General features: G+C 66.9%; 15 protein-coding genes and 2 tRNA genes. 4 read left to right on the plus strand and 13 right to left on the minus strand.

The genetic code is table 11. The features are described from left to right. Positions 1–3 precede the first annotated feature (3 nt). Together HFP89_RS10105 and HFP89_RS10110 are read right to left on the minus strand one after the other, a co-directional pair. Entirely contained in the window at positions 4–4875 is a 4872-nt protein-coding gene (locus HFP89_RS10105; protein WP_168717540.1) for an NAD-glutamate dehydrogenase, read from the minus strand. A gap of 115 nt (positions 4876–4990) precedes the next feature. Next, positions 4991–6154 carry an acyl-CoA dehydrogenase family protein gene (locus HFP89_RS10110; RefSeq protein ID WP_168717541.1) on the minus strand — a complete coding sequence of 388 codons (1164 nt, stop codon included), beginning with the start codon at positions 6152–6154 and terminating at the stop codon, positions 4991–4993. Positions 6155–6469: 315 nt separating this feature from the next. Between HFP89_RS10110 and HFP89_RS10115 the strand changes: the two genes are divergently transcribed. After that, a tRNA-Leu gene (locus HFP89_RS10115) sits at positions 6470–6556 on the plus strand. 300 nt (positions 6557–6856) lie between these two features. Next, a tRNA-Leu gene (locus HFP89_RS10120) sits at positions 6857–6941 on the plus strand. A 1141-nt stretch (positions 6942–8082) separates the two neighbouring features. Here HFP89_RS10120 and HFP89_RS10125 read toward each other — a convergent pair. Next, positions 8083–9246 carry an acyl-CoA dehydrogenase family protein gene (locus HFP89_RS10125; RefSeq protein WP_168717542.1) on the minus strand — a complete coding sequence of 388 codons (1164 nt, stop codon included), beginning with the start codon at positions 9244–9246 and terminating at the stop codon, positions 8083–8085. 178 nt (positions 9247–9424) lie between these two features. Here HFP89_RS10125 and HFP89_RS10130 point away from each other — a divergent pair, with 178 nt between their 5' ends. Beyond that, complete coding sequence (locus HFP89_RS10130; RefSeq protein WP_168717543.1) at positions 9425–9745, plus strand: cytochrome c; 321 nt, start codon at positions 9425–9427, stop codon at positions 9743–9745. Next, positions 9742–10104, plus strand: coding sequence for a cytochrome c (locus HFP89_RS10135; protein WP_168717544.1), 363 nt, complete (start codon positions 9742–9744; stop codon positions 10102–10104). The genes HFP89_RS10130 and HFP89_RS10135 overlap by 4 nt, the downstream gene beginning before the upstream one ends. Positions 10105–10347: 243 nt before the next feature. Here the strand turns inward: HFP89_RS10135 and HFP89_RS10140 are convergent, their stop codons facing one another. From HFP89_RS10140 to aroA, 10 genes are all read right to left on the minus strand, one after another. Beyond that, a complete protein-coding gene (locus HFP89_RS10140) occupies positions 10348–10923 on the minus strand; it encodes a NifU family protein (protein WP_168717545.1) in 576 nt (191 codons plus the stop codon). Between the two features lie 45 nt (positions 10924–10968). Then, entirely contained in the window at positions 10969–12024 is a 1056-nt protein-coding gene (locus tag HFP89_RS10145; protein ID WP_168717546.1) for an alpha/beta hydrolase-fold protein, read from the minus strand. Then, on the minus strand, positions 12021–13907 hold the full coding sequence (locus HFP89_RS10150) for a nucleoside-diphosphate sugar epimerase/dehydratase (protein WP_168717547.1): 1887 nt from the start codon (positions 13905–13907) through the stop codon (positions 12021–12023). Before HFP89_RS10150 ends, HFP89_RS10145 begins: the two co-directional genes overlap by 4 nt. Continuing rightward, complete coding sequence (locus tag HFP89_RS10155; protein WP_168717548.1) at positions 13904–14938, minus strand: glycosyl transferase; 1035 nt, start codon at positions 14936–14938, stop codon at positions 13904–13906. Before HFP89_RS10155 ends, HFP89_RS10150 begins: the two co-directional genes overlap by 4 nt. After that, positions 14935–16107, minus strand: coding sequence for a lipopolysaccharide assembly protein LapB (gene lapB, locus HFP89_RS10160; RefSeq protein WP_168717549.1), 1173 nt, complete (start codon positions 16105–16107; stop codon positions 14935–14937). Before lapB ends, HFP89_RS10155 begins: the two co-directional genes overlap by 4 nt. Continuing rightward, positions 16100–16363: a lipopolysaccharide assembly protein LapA domain-containing protein gene (locus HFP89_RS10165; RefSeq protein WP_168717550.1), complete on the minus strand. Its 264-nt coding sequence runs from the start codon at positions 16361–16363 to the stop codon at positions 16100–16102. The genes lapB and HFP89_RS10165 overlap by 8 nt, the downstream gene beginning before the upstream one ends. 3 nt (positions 16364–16366) lie before the next feature. Next, a complete protein-coding gene (locus tag HFP89_RS10170; RefSeq protein WP_168717551.1) occupies positions 16367–16666 on the minus strand; it encodes an integration host factor subunit beta in 300 nt (99 codons plus the stop codon). 89 nt (positions 16667–16755) lie between these two features. Continuing rightward, on the minus strand, positions 16756–18423 hold the full coding sequence (gene rpsA / locus HFP89_RS10175; RefSeq protein WP_168717552.1) for a 30S ribosomal protein S1: 1668 nt from the start codon (positions 18421–18423) through the stop codon (positions 16756–16758). A 195-nt stretch (positions 18424–18618) separates the two neighbouring features. Beyond that, positions 18619–19314 carry a (d)CMP kinase gene (cmk, locus tag HFP89_RS10180; RefSeq protein ID WP_168717553.1) on the minus strand — a complete coding sequence of 232 codons (696 nt, stop codon included), beginning with the start codon at positions 19312–19314 and terminating at the stop codon, positions 18619–18621. Then, complete coding sequence (gene aroA / locus HFP89_RS10185; protein ID WP_168717554.1) at positions 19311–20624, minus strand: 3-phosphoshikimate 1-carboxyvinyltransferase; 1314 nt, start codon at positions 20622–20624, stop codon at positions 19311–19313. The genes cmk and aroA overlap by 4 nt, the downstream gene beginning before the upstream one ends. Between the last annotated feature and the right edge of the window lie 4 nt (positions 20625–20628).

The raw sequence follows: 20628 nt of genomic DNA on the forward strand, positions 1-20628 counted from the left end.
CGATCAGTCCGTCGCGTTGAGCAGCTGGCCGAGGCCGTGGATGGCGACCTGCAGGGTCGGGTAGTCCTGCACCGCGGTGGCCTGCATTTCTTCCAGCATCACGCGGGTGCGAGCAACCGCTTCATGGTGTTGCTCGAACCACGCGGAAATCGGGTCGTCGGCGTCGCGGTGCTCGGTGAGGATGCGTCGGGCCAGCGTTCGGTGGTGGCTGAACAACTCGTCGCGCAGGTTGCCGCGGGCGTGGGCGTGCCATTGCTTCTCGACCGACAGGTCCTCGACGCTGTCGCGCAGCCAGCGCAGGCACAACTCGTCGAACAGGCAGAAGTAGATCCGGCCCACGCGCTCGACGTCCAGGTCGAGATTGCGCGCCTCGTCGACGACGTCCAGCGAGGAATACATCCAGCCCAGCGAGGCGCAGCGGCGCGCGAATTCCGGCTCGAACCCCTCGGTCTCGTACTCGGCGGTGCGCGTACGCATGGCGTCGAGCTCTTCTTCGGTCAGCATGCGTTCCAGCGCATTGCGGAAATCCGCCATGCCCGGCGCGAAGCGATGGACCTTGCTGGAGATGTCCAGGTCGTAGCCGCCGGGCAGCATGATCAATCGGCGGGTGGTCTGGCGCAACAGGTTCCACAGCTCGAGATAGACCCGGTTCTGGACTTCGGCGTCGACCTCGTTGTCGAGCTTCTCCAGCGCGTGCCAGATCGGCCGGGCCTCGAAGATCTCCCGCGCGACGGTGAAGGCCTTGGCCACGATCGCGGAGCTGGCACCGGTGTCTTCCTTGATCCGGGTCGCGAAGTAGGCGCCCATGCGGTTGACCAGGTTGTTGGTCACACGCGTGGCGATGATCTCGCGCTTCAGCCGGTGCTGCTGCATCAGCTCGGCGTAGGATTCGCGCAGCGGTTTCGGGAAGTAGTCCTCGAGCTCGCGCGACAGGTAGGGGTCTTCGGGCACCTCCGAGGCGACCAGGTCCTGATAGAGGGTGATCTTGCTGAACGAGAACAGCACGGCCAGTTCCGGCCGGGTCAGCCCCAGGCCGCGGGCCACGCGCTCGCGCAGTTCTTCTTCGTCCGGCAGGTCCTCGAGGTCGCGGTCGATCACGCCCTGGTGTTCGAGCATGGTGATGAAGTGCGCCTCCGCGCCGAGGCGCTTGGAAGTCATCGACTCCATCATGCTGATTGCCTGGGTCTGAAGGTAGTTGGAGCGCAGCACCAGCTCCTCGACCTCGTCGGTCATCTCTCGCAGCAGCCGGTTGCGCTGTTCGACGTCCAGACGACCGGCGCCGACGGCCTGGTTCAGCAGGATCTTGATGTTGACCTCGTGGTCCGAGCAGTCCACGCCGGCGGAGTTGTCGATGAAGTCGGTATTGATCCGGCCGCCGTTCAAGGCGAACTCGATCCGGCCGCGCTGGGTGAGCCCCAGGTTGCCGCCCTCGCCGACCACCCGGCAACGCAGATCGCGTCCATCGACCCGGACCGGGTTGTTGGCCAGGTCGCCGACGTCGGAATGCGACTCGCTGGCGGCCTTCACGTAGGTCCCGATGCCGCCGTTCCACAACAGGTCGTACTCGGCAGTCAGCAGCAGTCGGATCAGGGCCTGCGGCGCCAGTTCCCCGACCTCGACACCGAGCCACTCGCGCACCTGCGGCGACAGCGGGATGGTCTTGGACAGGCGCGAGAACACGCCGCCGCCGGCCGAGATCTTCTCGCGGTCGTAATCGCTCCAGCTCGAGCGCGGCAGCGCGAACATCCGCCGGCGCTCCTCGAACGAGACCTCCGGGTCCGGATCCGGGTCGAGGAAGATGTGCATGTGATTGAAGGCGGCCTTCAAGCGGATGTGTTTCGAGAGCAGCATGCCGTTGCCGAACACGTCGCCGGACATGTCGCCGATGCCGACGACGTCGAAGCCCTCGCTCTGGGTATCCAGCCCCAGCTCACGGAAATGACGCTTGACCGACTCCCAGGCGCCCTTGGCGGTGATGCCCATGCCCTTGTGGTCGTAGCCGTTCGAGCCGCCGGAGGCGAACGCGTCGCCGAGCCAGAATTCGTGTTCGGCCGAGATCGCGTTGGCGATGTCGGAGAAGGTGGCCGTGCCCTTGTCGGCAGCCACGACCAGGTAGGGATCGTCACCGTCGTGACGCACGACATCGGCCGGCGGAACGACCCGATCGCCGTCGAGGTTGTCGGTGAGGTCGAGCAGCCCGTTGATGAACGAGCGGTAGCAGTAGACCACCTCCGCCATGATCGCGTCGCGGTCCTCGGTCTCCGGCAAGCGCTTGGGGAAGAAGCCGCCCTTGGCGCCGACCGGCACGATCATGGTGTTCTTGACCGTCTGCGCCTTCATCAGGCCCAGCACCTCGGTGCGGAAGTCTTCGCGCCGGTCCGACCAGCGCAGTCCCCCACGCGCGACCAGCCCGCCGCGCAGGTGCACGCCCTCGACCCGTGGCGAGTAGACCCAGACCTCGCGGAACGGACGCGGCTTCGGCAGCTCCGGCAGCTGGGCGGAGTCGAACTTGAAGCTCATGTAGGCACGCGGCTGGCCGCGGACGTCGCGCTGGAACGCGTTGGTCCGGAGCATCGCCCGGATCACATCGGCGAAGCTGCGCAGGATGCGGTCCTGGTCAGCGCTGGAGACCGAGTCCATCACCCGCAGGATCGCGCGTCGAACGGTCTGCGCGTCATCGTCCGGGTCCGGCGTCTCGCGGGCCACGAACACCTCGTCGAGGTAATCCTCGAGCACCGGGTCGTCGATACCCTCGGCCAGTTCGCGGCACTGGCTTTCCAGCGCCTTGCGGCTGGCCGCACGCCGCTTGACCGGCTCGTCGAGGCGGGCCGGATCGAAGCGCGCTTCGAAGTACTCGACCAGCAGCCGCGCGACCAGCGGCCAGGCCGCCAGGGTCTGCTCCATGTAACTCTGCGAGAACGGTGTTCCGGTCTGCAGCAGGTACTTCGCGCAGGCCCGCAATACGCTGGCCTGCTGCCAGCTCAGCTTGGCCAGCAGCACCAGGCGGTTGAATCCGTCGTCCTCGTTGTGGCCGCGCCAGGTCTGCTCGAAGGCCTCCTGGAAGTGCTCGCGGATCAGCTCCAGGTTGAACGGACCGGAGCCCGGCGGCTGCATGTCGAAGTCCTGGATCCAGATCGTGTTGCCGTCGGCCAGCTCCATCGCATACGGGCGCTCGGAGACGATCCGCATGCCGAGGTTCTCGAGCATCGGCAGCACGTCGGACAGCGGAATCGGCTCGTCGTACTTGAAGATCTTGAAGCGCAGGATGCCCTGGGTCCGACGGCGCGGCCGATACAGGCTCATCTGCAGGTCCTCGACGCTCTTCAGCCGCGAGGCCGCCAGCACGTCGAAACTGGCAACGTGCGGCGCAACGTCGCCCTGGTAGCTCAGCGGGAAGGCGCGCCCGAACCGCCGCAACAGCTCGAGCCCCTTCTCCTCCCCGCACTGGCGGATCAGGATTTCCCCGAGCTCGTCGTCCCAGCTGCGGATGGCCTGCTTGATCCGATCCTCGATTTCGGACGGATCGAAGGCCGCGACGCGATCGGCCCGCGGCCGGACGATGACGTGCATCCGGGCCAGCTTGGACTCGCCGACCTGGACCGAGAAATCCAGCCGCTCGCCCTTCAGCGCCCTTTTCAGGATGGCCTGGACCTTCTGTCGGTTCTCGGTGTTGAATCGATCGCGCGGAATGAACACCATGCAGGAATAGAAGCGCCCGAAGCGCTCCCGGCGCACGAACAGACGGGTCTGGACCCGCTCCTGCAGGTCGAGAATGCCGGTACCGAGTTCGAGCAGGTCGCTACTGGCGGCCTGGAACAACTCGTCACGCGGCAGCGTCTCGAGAATGTGCAGCAGCGCCTTGCCGGCGTGGCTGCCCGGCCGCAGTCCGGAGGCGGCCAGCACCTTCTCGACCTTGCGCCGGACCAGCGGCGTGTCCTGGCAGCGGCGGATGTAGGCGCCGGAAGTGAACAGGCCGATGATCCGCTTCTCACCCGTCACACGCCCCTCGTCATCGAAGCGCAGGATCGAGATGTAGTCCATGTAGCCGTCGCGGTGGACGGTCGATCGGCCGTTGGTCTTGGTGATGATGATCGGGTGGATCGACGACTGGCCGTCCTCGAGCGCACGGACCGGCCGGGTCGGCGATGCACGGTGCTCGTCGCGCATCAGCCCCAGGCCGCTGCCGGGCACGGCCTCGAGCACGCGACCGGCGTCGGTCGAGCGGATCGCATACTCGCGATAGCCGAGGAAGGTGAAGTGGTCGTCGGCCAGCCAGCGGAAGAACTCGCGCGCCTCCTCGACCTCGTCGGCGTCCAGCCCGGACCGGCTTTCGGCCAGCTCGTCGGCAATCTCGGTCGCTTTTGCGGTCATCGCCCGCCAGTCCTCGACCGAACGACGGACGTCGGCCAGCGTCGAGCGGATTCGTCGCTCGATCCGCGCCAGCATGTCCGGCGAGGTCTGGCGATCGATCTGCAGATGCATCAGCGACTCCGGCCGGCCCTCGTCTCCGTCGGTCACCACCTCGAGCACGTGGCCGCCCGGATCACGCTTGAGCCGGATGACCGGGTGGATGATCAGGTGCACCGACAGATCCAGCGCGGTCAACGCGATCACCACCGAATCGACCAGAAACGGCATGTCGTCATTGACCAGCTCGACGACAGTGTGGCTGGACGTCCAGCCCTGCTCGTTCTCGCCGGGATTGAAGATCCGGAACTTGAGCTCCCCCGGGCGCCGCTCGCGGCTGAACGCCTGGAAGCCGGCCGCGATCCGGGCCAGCGCCTCTGGCGTCAGCTCCTCCGGATCGGTTGCAGGAAGGTTGCGGAAGAAAGCCCCGGCAAAGGTCGGATCGACCTTGTCGGGGATGTTCTTCACTGCTTCAAGAATCTTTTCCAGATCATTGGTTTTTTTGATTTTTTTCTGCCCTGACTCCGACATCTCGTCTACCCCGACGTGTGTCTCTGGCTCCCGTGATGGTCCTCGGCCCGCGTCAGCGCAGGCCGGTTTCCGTGCGTCCGATCACCATCCGCTGGATTTCGCTCGTGCCTTCGTAGATCTCGGTGATCTTCGCATCGCGGAAGTAGCGCTCGACCGGCATTTCCTTGCTGTAGCCCATACCGCCGTGAATCTGGACGGCCTGGTGCGTAATGTACATGCAGGCTTCGGAGGCGACCAGCTTGGCCATCGAGCCGTCGACCGTGAACCGGGCGCCGGTACGCTGGGCCTGCATCTTGGCCCAGGCCGCGCGCAGCGTCAGCAGCCGGGCCGCCTCGAGCCGGCACTTCATGTCGGCGATCTTGGCCTGGATCATCTGGAAGCTGCCGATCTCGCGGCCGAAGGCCTTGCGGTCGCGGGACCAGGCCAGGCTGGCATCGTAGGCGGCCTGGGCAATGCCGACGGCCTGGGCGGCAATCCCGATGCGACCAGCGTCGAGCACGCCCATCGCGATCTTGAAGCCCTGCCCCTCTTCACCGAGCAGGCAGTCGGCCGGGCACTTGTAGTCGTCGAGCTCGACCTCGCAGGTCGCCGAGGCCCGAATGCCCAGCTTCGGCTCGGTCTTGCCGCGCGAGAAACCGTCGACCCGGGTGTCGATGATGAACGCCGACACGCCCTTGGCGCCGGCCTCCGGATCGGTCATCGCGAACAGCACCAGGTAGTCGGCGTACGGGCCGGAAGTGATCCACGACTTGCGCGCGTTGATCACGTAGTGGCTGCCATCGTCGGACCGGACCGCGCGCGACTTCATGTTGGAGGCGTCCGAACCCGACTGCGGCTCGGTCAGCGCGTAGGCGCCGATGGCCTCACCGCTGGCCACGGCCCGCACGTACTTCTGCTTCTGGTCCTCGGTGCCGTGCTTCAGAATGCCGTTGCAGAACAGCGAGTTGTTGACGCTCATGATGGTCCCGTGGGCGGCATCGGCCTCGCAGATCTCCATCAGCGCCAGGGCATACCCGATCGTGTCCAGCCCGGCACCACCGTAGGCCTCGGGCACTTCGATGCCCATCAGCCCCAGTTCGCCCATCGCGCGGATGTTGTCGATGGGAAACGTGCCGGATTCGTCGAATTCGGCGGCCACGGGGGCGATGCGCTCGCGGGCGAAATCACGCGCCGCGGCCTGGATCATCTGCTGTTCTTCGGTCAGGTTGAAATCCATGGTCAGTGCAATCCTCGAGCGTCGGTCTGGAACCGCGGACAAGCGCCTCGACGAACCGGAATCGACCCGCTGCGCGCACCGCGAAACAAAGCGTTGAAGTATAGCATCGACCGACAATTCGGCCCGTGCACGAAGGGCCGCCACGCAGCGCCGGCGAACGGCCCGATCGCGCGGCCGGAAACGCTGAAATGTGACACGCTTCGCTTGACATGCAGCGAGTACAAGGTAGAATTTTGCATTCCGGTCTGGGGTTCCCCCCTTCCCCGAGCCGGAATTGTGGCCGAGGTTCCCCCCTTGCCTCGGCCACTTCTTTTTGCCGAGGTGGCGGAATTGGTAGACGCGCTAGCTTCAGGTGCTAGTGTCCGTTAGGACGTGGGAGTTCGAGTCTCCCCCTCGGCACCATTCCCGCCCCGGGATGGTGCGGCAAGAACGGAAATCTCCTGGTGACAAGTCCCTGTTGGAATCGACCGCCCGGCCTCGTGCCGGGGCGCGGTCCTGCTTGCCCCTGGCATGAGAGGTCGCGCCAGTGTACCCCGCCACTCATTGTGTAACGTATAGCGAGTCGGAGGCCGTTTGGCTGCAAGGCCTGTCTCGCCGGGAATGGCAGCATCCTTTCCAGGCGGCAGAACGCCGCAGATGAATGCTCTCCGGCTCACCATACGTTACACAATGAGTGGCGGGGTACACTAGAATGCAGCCCGTGCCGAGGTGGCGGAACTGGTAGACGCGCCAGATTTAGGTTCTGGTGGGGCATCCCGTGGAGGTTCGAGTCCTCTCCTCGGCACCAACTGTTTTTCATTGACCTGCGGCTCGGGGGGCGCACGCCGCTGCTGCAGCGACGGACCCGTCGCGAGCGATCTAGGAACGAGGCCTTCCGCCGGCGCCTTTCCCGAATTCGGACTGGGTGCTTCCCGGTGCTGCAAGCGTTTCGCCACGCGGGTTTTGCCCGCTTTCCGGCGAGGCGCTTCTGTCGATGGCCACAAACGTACCCGAAAGGGGTTTTTTCAAGCGCGCGCACCTGTCGGGGTTTGCCCTCCGGTGACGGCTGTGGCGCGAAGAATCGCGCAGTGCCGCGGAGAAGGAAGGGCTTGCCGGGGTACAGAGGCATTGGAACCCGAAGCGAAGCCGGATCGTTGCTGCTGGCTCGGTTCGAACACAGGCCGCTTCGGTCGATGGTCGTGGCCAACCAGCGACGACATGGCCTGGCCCTGACTTCGCTAGTGCATCCGTGGCAGCTGTGCTTCTCGTGTCTTGCTCGCCTTCCGGTTGTTGCTGCCCCGGGCTACAAGCGTTTCGCCACGCGGGCTTCGCCCGCTTTCTGGCGAGGTACTTTTGTCAAACGCCACAAACGTACCCAAAAGGGCTTTTTTACAAGCGCGCGTACCGGTGGGGGTTTGCCCTCCGGTGAGGGTCGTGGCGCGGAAAATCGCGCAGTGCCGCGGAGAAGGAAGGGCTTGCCTGGGTACAGAGGCATTGGAACCTGAAGCGAAGCCGGATCATTGCCGGTGGCTCGGTTCGAACACAGGCCGCTTCGCTCGACGGTTGTGGCCGACCAGCGACACACCGGCCTGGCCCTGGCTTCGCGGATGCATCCGGGGCCACTGTAACCCGCAGCCGGAGCGAGCCCGGCCGCTTCGCAGACACCGGCCCACCATCATTGCCCGCAAGCCACTGCCCGTTCCGCCGCCTGTAAGAGCGCTTTTGCCTACTTTTGTCGCGACTGACAAAAACAGGTCGCCAGAAAGCGCGAAGCGCGTGGCGAAATGCTTGTAGCCAGAACCCCGGCAAAGCCGCCAGACGCGGCTTCAACGAAACCGGCAGAAAGCAAACACCCCTCGGCCGTATCCAGACCGCGAGCCAGGCTCAGTTCGAGTCAGATCGACTGGATCGGCGCCGATCGAGCTCGACTCGACCGTCGACGCTGCCCCTCAGAACGCATTCAATCCGGTCAATTCCCGCCCCACCACCAGCTGATGGATGGTCTCGGTGCCCTCGTAGGTGATCACCGACTCCAGGTTCAGCATGTGACGGATCGGAACGTATTCCAGGGTGATGCCGGAGCCGCCGAGCAGGTCGCGGCATTCGCGGGCGATGTCGAGCGCCATGCGCACGTTGTTCCACTTGGCGAGGCTGACCTGGGTCGGGTGCATCCTGCCGGCGTCCTTCAGGCGGCCGAGGCGCAGCGAGATCAGCTGGGCGGCGGTGATGCGGCGGGCCATGTCGGCCAGGCGCAGCTGAACGGCCTGGTTGGCGGCCAGCGGGCGTTTGAACAGTTCGCGGTCGGCGGTGTAGCGCAGGGTCTCGTCGAGGCAGGCCTGGGCGGCCCCGATCGGACCCCAGGTAATGCCGTAGCGGGCCTGGTTCAGGCACGAAAGCGGCCCCTTCAGCCCCTTGACCTTGGGCAGCCGATTGGACTCCGGCACCCGGACGTTATCGAAATACAGTTCCGAGGTCACCGACGCGCGAAGCGACATCTTGGCCTTGATGTCGCGTGCCTCGAAGCCCCTGGAGTCGGTCTCGACGATGAAGCCCTGGATGCCGTCCTCGGTGCGCGCCCAGACGATCGCGATCTGTGCCAGCGTCCCGTTGGTGATCCACATCTTGGCGCCGTTGAGGATCCAGTCCTCGCCGTCGCGCCTGGCGTGGGTCTTCATGTTGGCCGGATCCGATCCGCCGTGCGGTTCGGTCAGACCGAAGCAGCCGATCACCTCGCCAGCCGCCATCTTCGGCAGCCAGGTTTCCTTCTGCTCTTCCGAGCCGAAGGCGTGAATCGGATACATGCACAGCGAGGACTGCACCGACACGAAGCTGCGAAGCCCGGAATCGCCGCGCTCGAGTTCCTGGCAGATCAGTCCGTAGCTGACGCCGTTCAGTCCCGCGCAACCGTAGCCCTCGAGGCTGGATCCGAGCAGGCCCAGGTCGGCGATCTCGGGAATCAGCTCGGTCGGGAAGCGCCCCTCGTCGAAGCACTCGGCAATGATCGGCAGCGCCTTCTGGTCGACGAAACGGGCCACCGATTCGCGGATCATCCGCTCCTCGTCGGTCAGTTCGTCGGCAATGGAATACAGGTCGAGGGGATCGAGAGAATGCATGGGTCGGAACGCTCCGATGACGTGCGGATTTACGGTCGATGCCGTGCGGGCCCGGGTTGCGGCAGGGTCGCCCGGCGGACCGCCGGATTCTGGGATGGAATTGTACACGCAGCACCTGCATGCAAGGTGGACGCCGGCTATAATGTCGCGATTGCTCGAACATGCGGAAACCACTCTGATGCGACGCTCATTGATTGCCCTCGCGCTGCTGCTCGGGGCCCCGATCACTGCTGCCGCCGAAGGCGACGAGGCCCGCGGCAGGATCCTGGCCTACACCTGCTCCGGCTGCCACGGAATCCCGTTCTACAACAACACCTATCCGACCTACACGGTGCCGAGACTCGGCGGGCAGAACGAGGGCTACATCGTCAGCGCCCTCAAGGCCTATCGTGCCGGTCAACGCAAGCATCCGAGCATGCAGGCGCAGGCCAATACGCTGTCGGACCAGGACATCGCCGACATCGCCGCCTACCTGACCGCACTGGGAGAGGACGCATGAACACGGGCACGACGCTGGATACGACGATCCGCAGGCTTTCCGCGCTGACCGCCGCCCTGCTGCTTGTCGGCACCGCGACCACGGCGGTGGCCGGAAACCCGCAGCGCGGGCTCGAGAAATCGCAGGTCTGCCAGTCCTGCCATGGCCGCAACGGCGACGAAGCGCTTCAGGACGATTATCCGATCCTGGCCGGCCAGCATGCCGACTACCTCGAGCATGCGCTGCGCAGCTACCGGGACGGCACGCGGGAGAACGCGATCATGGCCGGCTTCGCGGCCACCCTCAGCGATCAGGACATCGCCGACCTGGCGGCCTGGTACGCCAGCCAGGACGGCCTGACCGAGCTTTCCTTCGACTAGCGGGCCATGCAACAAATCAGGTAACGCTCAGAGCCACTGGGCCGGCGCGAATCAAGGCGCGTTTCGCAGGGAATGGCATGCTGTATTTCCGAGCGAGGACGATTCGCTGTGCGGACAAGGACCAAGCAAGGGCGCGAGCTCATTCATGAATAATGCGGGCTAATCTCCAGGCCTGGGTCGGCCCGTTCGGGCACCGCGACCACGCGCGATGAACGCCCCGGCTTCGACCGGGGCGTTCGCGTATCAGTAGTAGGGGTTGCGCCCCGACGAATGATCGGTCGCGTCGAGCACCTCGCGGATCTCCGGGACGGCCTCACGCAGCTGGGTCTCGATGCCCTGCTTGAGCGTAACGTCGACCATGCCGCAGCCGTGGCAGCCGCCGCCGAACTGCAGCACCACGTCCCGCTGCTCGGTGACTTCGACCAGCCCGACCCGGCCACCGTGGCTGGCCACCATCGGGTTGACCCGGGTATCGAGCACCCAGGCCACGCGTTCGTCGAGCGGCGCATCGTCGGCCGGCGCCTGCCCCTTCAGGCCCGGCGCACGGATGCTCAGCTCACCGCCGGTGTCGTCGCGCTCGAAGTCGATCATCGCACCGCGCAGCGACTCCCCGCTGGCGGGCTCGACGAACAGCGTGAAGTCGCCGCAGTCGATCGCGACGTCCTCGGCCTGCTCCTGGCCGACCGGACAGTAGTTCAGTTCGACGTCGGCGTTCGGCGTGCCGGGGTGATGGACCACCAGTCGCAGCCCCGTGTGCGGCGGCTGTTCGGAAAGCAGGTGGTTGAAATAATCGCGAGCACTGGGAGTGACGGTCAGCATCGGCGTGGCAGAGGTTGAAGTCCGCCCGCAGTATATCGCACCGATTCAGTCCTGTTTGAGACGGGCCGCAATCCAGGGCAGCGAATGGTCGAACCGCCAATCGAGCCCACTGTGGGTGCCATCGAACTCCTCGTGGTGGTGGGCGATGCCGGCCGCGTCGAGACGCTGATGGAATTGCCGGGTCCCGTAGTGGATGAAGTACTGGTCGCGCCGACCGGCGTCGATCCAGAGACCGCGCAGCTCACCCAGCGCCTCCAGCGCCTCGCCGTTCCAGCGCACCGGATCGAAGTCCAGCCAGCGCGCCCAGATCGCATCGTCCAATCTCGCGGTGTGCAGGTCGAACGGCAGCGCCAGACCCAATGGGCGGTCCGGCTCCGGCGAATAGCTGGCGGCCAGGCACAGCGTCATCAGCGCATGGAACGATCGCCCGGACGGGCGGCGGGCACGCCAGAAGGCACGGACGAAAGCTTCGACGTCACCGTCGTACAGGGCCAGTTCGTCGCAGACCGCGGCGAAGTCGCGCTGGTAGACGCGGTCGAAGCCGGCGTCCCCGGCGTGACTGGCCACGGCACCGAACAGGCCCGGCCGCGTGCGAGCCAGGTGCAGCGCGCCGAAGCCGCCGGAGGACTTGCCGAACGCGGCGCGCCCGGCGGCCTCGGCGACCGTGCGGTAACGGCGGTCGACGCTCGGCACCAGCTCTTCGGCGATGTGCCGGGCGTAGTCGCCGATCGACGGTGAGTCGACGAACTGGTTGCCACCCAGCGCGGTGTAACTGTCGGGCATCACGCACAACAGCGGCGGCAGGCGGCCGCCGGCGATCAGTCGGTCGAGGCGCTCGGGCAGCGACTCGCCGTGGTTCTTCCAGGCCACCTGCGCCTGACCGGAGCTGGTGTAGGCGGCCAGCGAGTACAGCACGGGAAAAGCCCGGTCGGTGTCGTCGTAGCCCGGCGGCAGGTAGACGTGTACGTCCCGCGTCGAGGGATCGCCGAGCGGATTGCCGGCCAGACAGGCCGAATCCAGCGCGAAGCGATCGACCCGGCCGACCGAAGCGGGGCGCGCCGGGCGCAGCGGAACCTCGTGCGGCGCGTCCGGTGGCGTCATCCCAGCGGAATCACCTTGCGCTCGCGCGGCGGAACGCGCTCGAGCTCGGGCACCAGCGCCATCAGCACGTCGCGGATCGCTTCGGAGTCGTACTCGCGTACCGCCCGCTCGCCGCGCTTGACCAGGTCGGCCAGCCCGGACACTCCGGTGTGAGCATTGCGGGCCAGCAGGATCTTTTCGTGGCCGGTCTTGGCATAGGCCTCGTGCTCGTGGAACAACTCCTCGAACAGCTTCTCGCCGGGCCGCAACCCGGTGTAGACGATCTCGATGTCGCGGCCCGGCTCCTTGCCGGCCAGCCGGATCAGCTGCTCGGCCAGGTAGCTGATCCGGACCGGCTCGCCCATATCGAGCACGAACACTTCACCGCCCTCGCCCAGCACCGCGGCCTGCATGATCAACTGACCGGCCTCGGCGATGGTCATGAAATAGCGCGAGATTTCCGGATGCGTGACGGTGACCGGCCCCCCGGCCCGAATCTGTTCATTGAACAGCGGTACCACCGAGCCGGTCGAGTTCAGCACGTTGCCGAAACGAACCGTGATGAATCGGGTCGAGGATTCCCGGTTGCACGACTGGCAGTACAGTTCGGCGACCCGCTTGGTGGCGCCCATCACGTTGCATGGATTGACCGCCTTGTCGGTAGAAATCAGGACGAAGGTGGACACACCGTGACGCTGGGCCGCGTCGGCCATCCGGACCGTGCCGATCACGTTGTTGCGGAACGCCTCTCGGACCTGGTTCTGCAGCATCGGCAGGTGTTTGTAGGCGGCCGCGTGGAAGATCACTTGCGGCTTGTGACGCGAGACCATGCGTTCGACCGTGGCCGGATCGCAGACGTCGCCGAGCACGGTGTCGACGACCAGGTCGCGGAATTCCTTGCGCAGCCGGTAGTCGATCCTGTAGAGGTTGTATTCGGAGCTGTCGAGCACGACCAGGCCGGCCGGATCGAGGCGCGCGATCTGGCGGCACAGCTCGGCGCCGATCGATCCGCCTCCGCCGGTGACCAGCACGCGCTTGCCGGCCAGGCCCGAACGGATCGCGTTCCAGTCCAGTGAGACCGGATCGCGGCCGAGCAGGTCATCGATGGCGACCGGTTTGAGATCTTCGAAGCGGGTGATGCTGGCGCCGAGCTCCTTGAGCGTCGGCAGCGTCTTGAATTCCACCCCGGCCTGCTCGCAGCGCTCGACGATGCGCTGCATCTGGGTATTGGTGGCCGACGGGATCGCGATCACCGCCAGGTCGATCGCCGCTTCGCGAACCACACGGGGCAGTCGATCGATACCGCCGATCACCGGCACACCGTCGATCTCGGTGTTGCGAAGGCGGCTGCTGTCGTCGAGGAAGCCGACCACTTCGAACCCGCCCCGGCGACGCAGCTCGGGCAGCAGCAACCGGGCCGAACGGCCGGCGCCGAGAATCAGCGTGCGCTGGCTGGCGCGGCGCCAGCGGACTTCGGTGCGCATGTCCTTGATGGTGCGGAACACCAGTCGCGGCAGGCCGAGGGCCAGCAGCAGCAGGGTCGGATACAGCCAAAGCATCGGGGCCAGCTCGCGCACCGCGACATCCATGGTCAGCAGCACCGCGGCCGCGGCCACCGCCCCGAGCAGCGAGGCGCGAACGAGGTTGCCCAGATCCGGAAGACTGGCGAAGCGCCACAGCCCGCGGTACAGACCGACGCGCCAGTAGATCAATGCCTGCAGGCCCAGCAGGAGTGCGATTTCGGCGCCCGACCGAAGCAGCGAGGGCCAGGCCACCTCGAACGCGGCGGCGGCGACCCAGCGAGCGGCCAGCCAGGCGACCACCAGGGCCAGCAGGTCGTGGACGATCACGAAGGCTCGGATGTTGTGGTACCGGGGCGCCCGTCGCAGTGCACGAAGATTCATTCGTCTTCTCTCTCTGCCTGTGCCCGTTGCCTGGCCAGAAACCAGACCGCGAGCAGGAAGACCCCTGTCGTCAATGCGACCCACCCCTCCCGGTCCGGCCGGACCACCGCGACCACGAAAGCCGGCGCAACGACCAAGACGTTGAGCCCGGCCAACGCGATCAGAACCCTTCGATGAGTCCAACCGCTCCTGATCAGGCATTGGTAGGCGTGCTCGCGGTGCGGAGTATACCACCGGGCCCCGCGAACCGAACGCCAGACCAGGGTCGCGGTGGCATCGACGACGAACGGCGAGACCGCAATGAACGCGGCCCAGACCGAAAGGTGCCCCGCGGCGCTGCCGATCAGCGCCAGGGCCCCGAGCACGAAGCCCAGCGTCAGCGAACCGGAGTCGCCGAGGAAGATGCGCGCCGGCGGGCGGTTCCAGACCAGGAATGCCGCGGACGCTGCGGCCAGCGCAGCGGCCGTGGCCGCCGGCAGCGCGGCGCCGGCGCGATCGAACGCCCAGGCCATCAGCAGGCCGGCCGCAAGCGCTTCGAGCGCGGCCAACCCGTCGCTGCCGTCCATGAAATTGAACAGGTTCATCATCCAGACCACCGCCGGCACCGCCAGCAGCGACCAGAGCAACGGCACCGCGACCTCGACGCCGTTGAGCGAGATCGACGGCACCCCACCGACCGCGGCCACCGAGACCGAGGCCACCGCAAGCTGCACCGGCAGCCTCACCCGCACCGGCAGCGGGCGATGGTCGTCCCAGGCCCCGAGCAACGCGACAACTGCGATGCCCACGGTCAGGACGACCCAGATGACAACGTGCTCGCTGCCGGCCGCGCCACCGGCGCCGATCAGCATCAGCGCCGCGAGCAGGCCGAGCGCCAGCGCCACGCCGCCGCCGCGGGCGACCGGACGGTCGTGACTCCGCCGCGGGCCGGGTCGGTCGATCAGACCGCGCCGCGACACATAGCGATGCACGATCGGCAGCAGGAGCAGGGTCAGGACGGCCGCGATCACGGCCGACAGCGTCGCCGTCATTCGCCCAGCACCCCGCTGACCGGACGGGTGGTCTCCCACTGCCGACAGCTCGGGCACTGCCAGTGCCAGGTGCTGCCGCTGAAGCCGCACTGCTCGCAGCGGAACCGCGGCTGCCCCTGCATCAGGCGATCCATCAGGCGCGTCAGCAGGTCCGGCTCGATCGCATCGAGCCGATGACCGTGCTGGTTCAGTAGATCGACCAGGTACTGCAACCCGCGCACGCTGGGCCGCTGTTCGAGCCGCTCGAGCAGGATTTCGATCACACGCCCCGGGTCCCGCTCGACGTCCAGACGGGCCAGGCCCAGCAGCGGCGCAATGATCGGGGTCCGCTCCGACAGCTGCGCCAGCCAGGCACGCAGTTCGTCGACCCGATCCCGGCGGCGATGGGTCTCGATCAGCCGGTCGAGCACCAGCGCGATCAGCTCCGGGTCGCGTTCGCAGGCGGCCCGGTCGGCGCGGATGGCGTCGTCGAATCGTCCTTCGTCGAACGCCAGGCGTGCCTCGATCAGCGCCGCGCGCGCACAATCGCGCACATAGCCGCGCGCCGAGGCCAGTTGACTGATCGCGGTGTCGCGGTCACCGTCTTCGCGCGCCGCCTCGGCCAGCTCGCAGTGGAACTGGGCGATCAGCGCGTCGCTCGATTCGCCGGTGACCCGGGCCAGGGTCCGGGCCTGGACGATGGCCCGTGGCCAGTCCTTTTCCTGCTGGTAGATCGCCAGCAGGTTGCGTACCGCGGTCTCCGAGAACCGGCCCTGTTCGGCCAGCTCCGAATACAGCTTTTCGGCCCGATCGAGCAGCCCGGCGCGCATGTAGTCTTCGCCCAGCTCCAGCAGCGCCTGGGTGCGGTGCTGCTCGGACAATTGCGGTCGGCTCATGATGTGGCGATGGAAGCGGATGGCCTTGTCGGTTTCGCCGCGTCGCCGGAACAGGTTGCCCAGGGCCAGGTGGGTTTCGACCGTCTCGGTGTTGATCTCGGCCAGCCGCAGGAAGACCTCGATGGCCTTGTCCGGCTGTTCGTTGAGCAGGTAGTTCAGACCCCGGAAGTAGTTCGACGACAGGTCGCTTCGCTGCCGGCGCTCACCGCGACCGAGCTGCCGACGAGCCAGCCACCACCCGCAACCGGCCGCCACGGGCAGCAGCGCGAGCGCAGCCCACGTCAGTTCACTCATCCGTGGACGAAGAGACGCGCAGATCGCGCCCGGCGGTCGACGATGCGCGTCGTCGCCCGGTTCGCACGACCAGCCCGCCAAGCAGCAGGCCGACGAGCAGTCCGGCGCCGGACGCGGCCGCCACCACGGCACCCAGCGAGGTGGTCCAGCGAACCAGACCGAGATCCAGCGTGACGGGGTCGGCGTTGAGCACACCCAGCACCAGGCCGAGCGCGACGCCGGCGAGGACGATCAGCGCGAAGAGCCAGCGCAGCACGACTCAGTCCTGTACGGCCTGGGCGGCCGCGTTGACGCGTTCGCGGAGTTCCTTGCCGGGCTTGAAATGCGGGACGTGCTTGCCCGGGAGGGCAACCGCTTCACCGGTCTTGGGGTTGCGCCCCATGCGCGGCGGACGGAAATGCAGGGAAAAGCTGCCGAAACCGCGAATCTCGATGCGTTCGCCGCTGGACAGGGCCGCGCTCATCTGCTCGATGATCGTACGCACCGCCAGATCGACGTCGGCCTGGCTGAGATGCTTCTGCTCAGCGGCAAGCTTTTCGATCAGTTCCGACTTGGTCATGGTCGACGAAGATTCCCTCGGGCGGTTCCCTCAACCGCTAAGAAGAACGGGCCGTCGCGTGGCGACGGCCCGACGGTTGGTGCAGTGGATCAGTCCTTGCCGAGCTGCTCGCGCAGCAGTTCACCCAGCTTGGTTCCGCCGGCCTTCGGCGCCTGGTACTGATCGACGGCTTCGGCGAGTTCGTCCTCGTCCTTGGCCCGGATCGACAGCGTCAGGTTGCGCGACTTGCGGTCCAGCGCGACGAACTTGGCTTCGACTTCGTCGCCGACCTTGTACAGCTTGGTCGCATCGTCGACGCGTTCCTTCAGCATGTCGTTGGCCTTCAGATAGCCATCGACGCCGTCGGCCAGTTCGACCACCGCACCGCGCTCGTCGATTTCACGGACCCGGCCGGTGACGATGGAGCCGCGCGGATGCTCGGCCATGTAGGTGGCGAACGGGTCCTGATCCATCTGCTTGATGCCCAGCGAGATGCGCTCGCGTTCCGGATCGACGGCCAGCACGACGGCCTCGACTTCCTCACCCTTGCGGAAGTTGCGGATCGCTTCCTCGCCCGGGGTCATCCAGGAGATGTCGGACAGGTGGACCAGGCCATCGATATCGCCTTCCAGACCGATGAAGATGCCGAAGTCGGTGATCGACTTGATCGTGCCGGAGACCTTGTCGCCCTTGTTGTGCAGCGCGGCGAAGGCTTCCCACGGGTTCGGCTTGACCTGCTTCATGCCCATCGAGATGCGGCGGCGCTCCGGATCGACGTCGAGCACCATGACCTCGACTTCTTCGCCGATGTGCACGACCTTGTTCGGGTTGACGTTCTTGTTGGTCCAGTCCATTTCAGACACGTGGACCAGGCCTTCCACGCCATCCTCGATCTCGACGAAGCAGCCGTAGTCGGTGATGTTGGTGACGCGACCGAACAGGCGCGAGCTCGGCGGGTAGCGGCGATCGATGTTGTCCCACGGATCCTCGCCCAGCTGCTTGAGGCCCAGCGAGACGCGCATGCGCTCGCGGTCGAACCGCAGCACGCGGACTTCCAGCTCGTCGCCGACCTCGACCACTTCGGACGGGTGACGAACGCGTTTCCAGGACATGTCGGTGATGTGCAGCAGGCCGTCGATCCCGCCCAGGTCCAGGAACGCACCGTAGTCGGTGAGGTTCTTGACCACACCCTTGACCACCGCGCCTTCGTCCAGGCGTTCGATCAGGTCTTCGCGCTCGGCGGCGAACTCGTGCTCGACCACGGCGCGGCGCGACACCACCAGGTTGTTGCGGCGACGATCCAGCTTGATGATCTTGAACTCGAGGTCCTTGCCCTCGAGGTAGGTCGGATCGCGCACCGGCCGAACGTCGACCAGGGAGCCCGGGAGGAAGGCGCGGATGCCGTCGATGCTGACGGTGAAGCCGCCCTTGACCTTGCCGGTGATCTGGCCGATGACGTTCTGCTCTTCTTCCGAGGACGCTTCGAGCTTGTCCCAGATCCGAGCGCGCTTGGCCTTTTCACGCGACAGGCGGGTCTCGCCGAAACCGTCCTCGACGGCGTCCAGCGACACTTCCACATCGTCGCCCACTTCCACTTCCAGCTCGCCGTCGGGCTGGCGGAACTGGTGGATGGGCACGATGCCTTCGGACTTCAGTCCGGCATTGATCACCACAACGTCGTTGCGGATCTCGACCACGCGTCCGGTGACGATCGCACCCGGACGGAGGTGGGCTTCATTCAGGCTCTCTTCGAAAAGTTCGGCAAAGGATTCAGTCATGTGTAAGTACGATTTTCCTGCAGGATGCCGGTGCAAGGGGTTCCAGGTCTGAAAAGGTCGGGCCCGGCGTCCTGTCGTCTGCGTCCCCAACGGACGCTCGTTGAAAAAACACGCCAGCGGTGCCGGAATCCGGCCGCCACGGCGCACTCGCATGGGATCGTTCGAACGACCCGGTCCAGGCGTCGTCGGTTGCGATCAGTCTTCCCGGGAAGGCAGACGGATCCGCGAGCGGACCCGTTCGAGAATGCTCGCAACGACCTTGTCCAGCGCCAGATGGGTGGTGTCGATCACCTCCGCATCCTCGGCCGGCACGGTCGGCGCGATGGCCCGCTCGCGATCGCGGCGGTCCCGCTCCTGCATGTCCCGAAAAAGACGCGCAAGAATAACAGGTTCCCCTTTTTCCTTCAACTGCTTATAGCGCCTCTTCGCCCGTTCGTCGACGCTGGCGTCGAGGAACACCTTGACCGGCGCGTCGGGAAACACCACGGTCCCCATGTCGCGACCGTCGGCGACCAGGCCCGGCGGCCGGCGACAGTCGCGCTGCAGCGCCAGCAGCGCGGCGCGGATCTCGGGGATCGCGGCCACCTTCGAGGCCATCGCGCTGACCGGCTCGGTGCGCAGCTGCGGTCCGACCGGGCGACCGTCGAGCAGCACGTCGATGCCGTCGTCGCCGGGGCGGAACGACAGCGGCAGTCGGCGGCTCAGCGCGATCAGCGCGTCGCGCTGGTCCTCGCCCAGCCCCTGCTCCAGCGCGGCCAGCGCCACGGCGCGATACACGGCGCCGGAATCCAGCACCTGCCAGCCGAGTTCCGCGGCGACGCGGGCCGAGACCGCGCCCTTGCCGACGCCCGACGGGCCGTCGATGGTCAGCACCGGCACGTCGCCGTTCACTGCTGCTCCTCCACGTCCGCGCCGAGCGTGCGCAGATCGTCGACGAAGCCGGGGTAGCTGGTCGCGATCCAGTCCGCACCGTCGATCTCGACCGGACCGTCGGCAACCAGCGCCAGCACCGCCAGGCTCATCGCCACGCGGTGATCCCCGCCGGCATCGACCCGGCCGCCGGCGACGCCGCCGCCGACGATCCGTGCGCCGTCCGGACGCTCATCGATCGCCACGCCCAGCCGGCGCAGCTGTTCGGTCATCACCGCGATGCGGTCGGACTCCTTGACCCGGAGCTCTTCGGCGCCGCGGATCTCGGTCACGCCGTCGCTGGCCGCAGCCAGCGCCATCAGCATCGGGAACTCATCGATGGCCAGCGGAACCCACTCGACCGGCACCTCGATGCCGACCGGCCGACCGGCATGGTGCACGACCAGGTCGGCGACCGGCTCATCGCCGGCCGCATCGCCGTCGGCCGCGGCCCGGCGATCGACGCTCCCGGGCGCCATCCGCTCGACGATCCGGAGCACGCCGTCCCGGGTCGGATTGATGCCGACCCCGGCAATCCGGACCTCGGAGCCCGGAACCAGCAGCGCCGCGGCCAGCGCGAACGTGGCCGACGACAAGTCGCCGGGCACCGCAACGCGCGCCCCACCGAGACGGACCGGACCGTCGATCTCGACGCTCAGGCCATCGACCCGTACCGCGACGCCGAAGGCCGGCAGCAGTCGCTCGGTGTGATCGCGCGACGGCGCCGGCAGGGTGATGCGCGTAGTGCCGGGAGCGTTCATGCCGGCCAGCAGTACGGCGGATTTGACCTGCGCGCTGGCAATCGACAACTCGAGGTCGACCGGCCGCAGCGGACCGGGATGCAGGACCAGCGGGGCCCGCCCTTCCCGGCTCTCGATCCGCGCGCCCATTCGCGCCAGCGGCTCGATGATGCGGTCCATCGGTCGGCGCGAAAGCGAGGCATCGCCGGTCAGCGTGACGACACCGCCGTGCAGGTCCGGGTGGCCGACCAGCGCGCCGGCCAGCAGGCGGATGCCGGTGCCGGCATTGCCGAGGTCCAGCGCCTCGGGCGGGGCCTGCAGGCCGCCGCCGTGAACCCTCAGGGTGGCGCCATCGCGTTCCACGCGGGCACCGAGCGCTTCCATCGCGGCCAGGGTGGCGCGTGTGTCCTCGCCCTCGAGAAACCCGCTGACCTCGGTCGTGCCCTCGGCCAGGCCGCCGAACAGCACCGCCCGGTGCGAGATCGACTTGTCGCCGGGGGCCCGGATCGTGCCCGCCAACGGGGAGCGCGCCGGATGGACGCGAAGACGCATGCGC

The organism is Wenzhouxiangella sp. XN79A, assembly GCF_012272825.1.
Lineage (GTDB): Bacteria > Pseudomonadota > Gammaproteobacteria > Xanthomonadales > Wenzhouxiangellaceae.

Bases quoted from the DNA above. Each gene is read 5' to 3' on its own strand.
- HFP89_RS10110 (WP_168717541.1), bottom strand. From the start codon at position 6,154: ATGGATTTCAACCTGACCGAAGAACAGCAGATGATCCAGGCCGCGGCG.
- HFP89_RS10125 (WP_168717542.1), bottom strand. From the start codon at position 9,246: ATGCATTCTCTCGATCCCCTCGACCTGTATTCCATTGCCGACGAACTG.
- HFP89_RS10130 (WP_168717543.1), top strand. From the start codon at position 9,425: ATGCGACGCTCATTGATTGCCCTCGCGCTGCTGCTCGGGGCCCCGATC.
- HFP89_RS10135 (WP_168717544.1), top strand. From the start codon at position 9,742: ATGAACACGGGCACGACGCTGGATACGACGATCCGCAGGCTTTCCGCG.
- HFP89_RS10140 (WP_168717545.1), bottom strand. From the start codon at position 10,923: ATGCTGACCGTCACTCCCAGTGCTCGCGATTATTTCAACCACCTGCTT.
- HFP89_RS10145 (WP_168717546.1), bottom strand. From the start codon at position 12,024: ATGACGCCACCGGACGCGCCGCACGAGGTTCCGCTGCGCCCGGCGCGC.
- HFP89_RS10150 (WP_168717547.1), bottom strand. From the start codon at position 13,907: ATGAATCTTCGTGCACTGCGACGGGCGCCCCGGTACCACAACATCCGA.
- HFP89_RS10155 (WP_168717548.1), bottom strand. From the start codon at position 14,938: ATGACGGCGACGCTGTCGGCCGTGATCGCGGCCGTCCTGACCCTGCTC.
- lapB (WP_168717549.1), bottom strand. From the start codon at position 16,107: ATGAGTGAACTGACGTGGGCTGCGCTCGCGCTGCTGCCCGTGGCGGCC.
- HFP89_RS10170 (WP_168717551.1), bottom strand. From the start codon at position 16,666: ATGACCAAGTCGGAACTGATCGAAAAGCTTGCCGCTGAGCAGAAGCAT.
- rpsA (WP_168717552.1), bottom strand. From the start codon at position 18,423: ATGACTGAATCCTTTGCCGAACTTTTCGAAGAGAGCCTGAATGAAGCC.
- aroA (WP_168717554.1), bottom strand. From the start codon at position 20,624: ATGCGTCTTCGCGTCCATCCGGCGCGCTCCCCGTTGGCGGGCACGATC.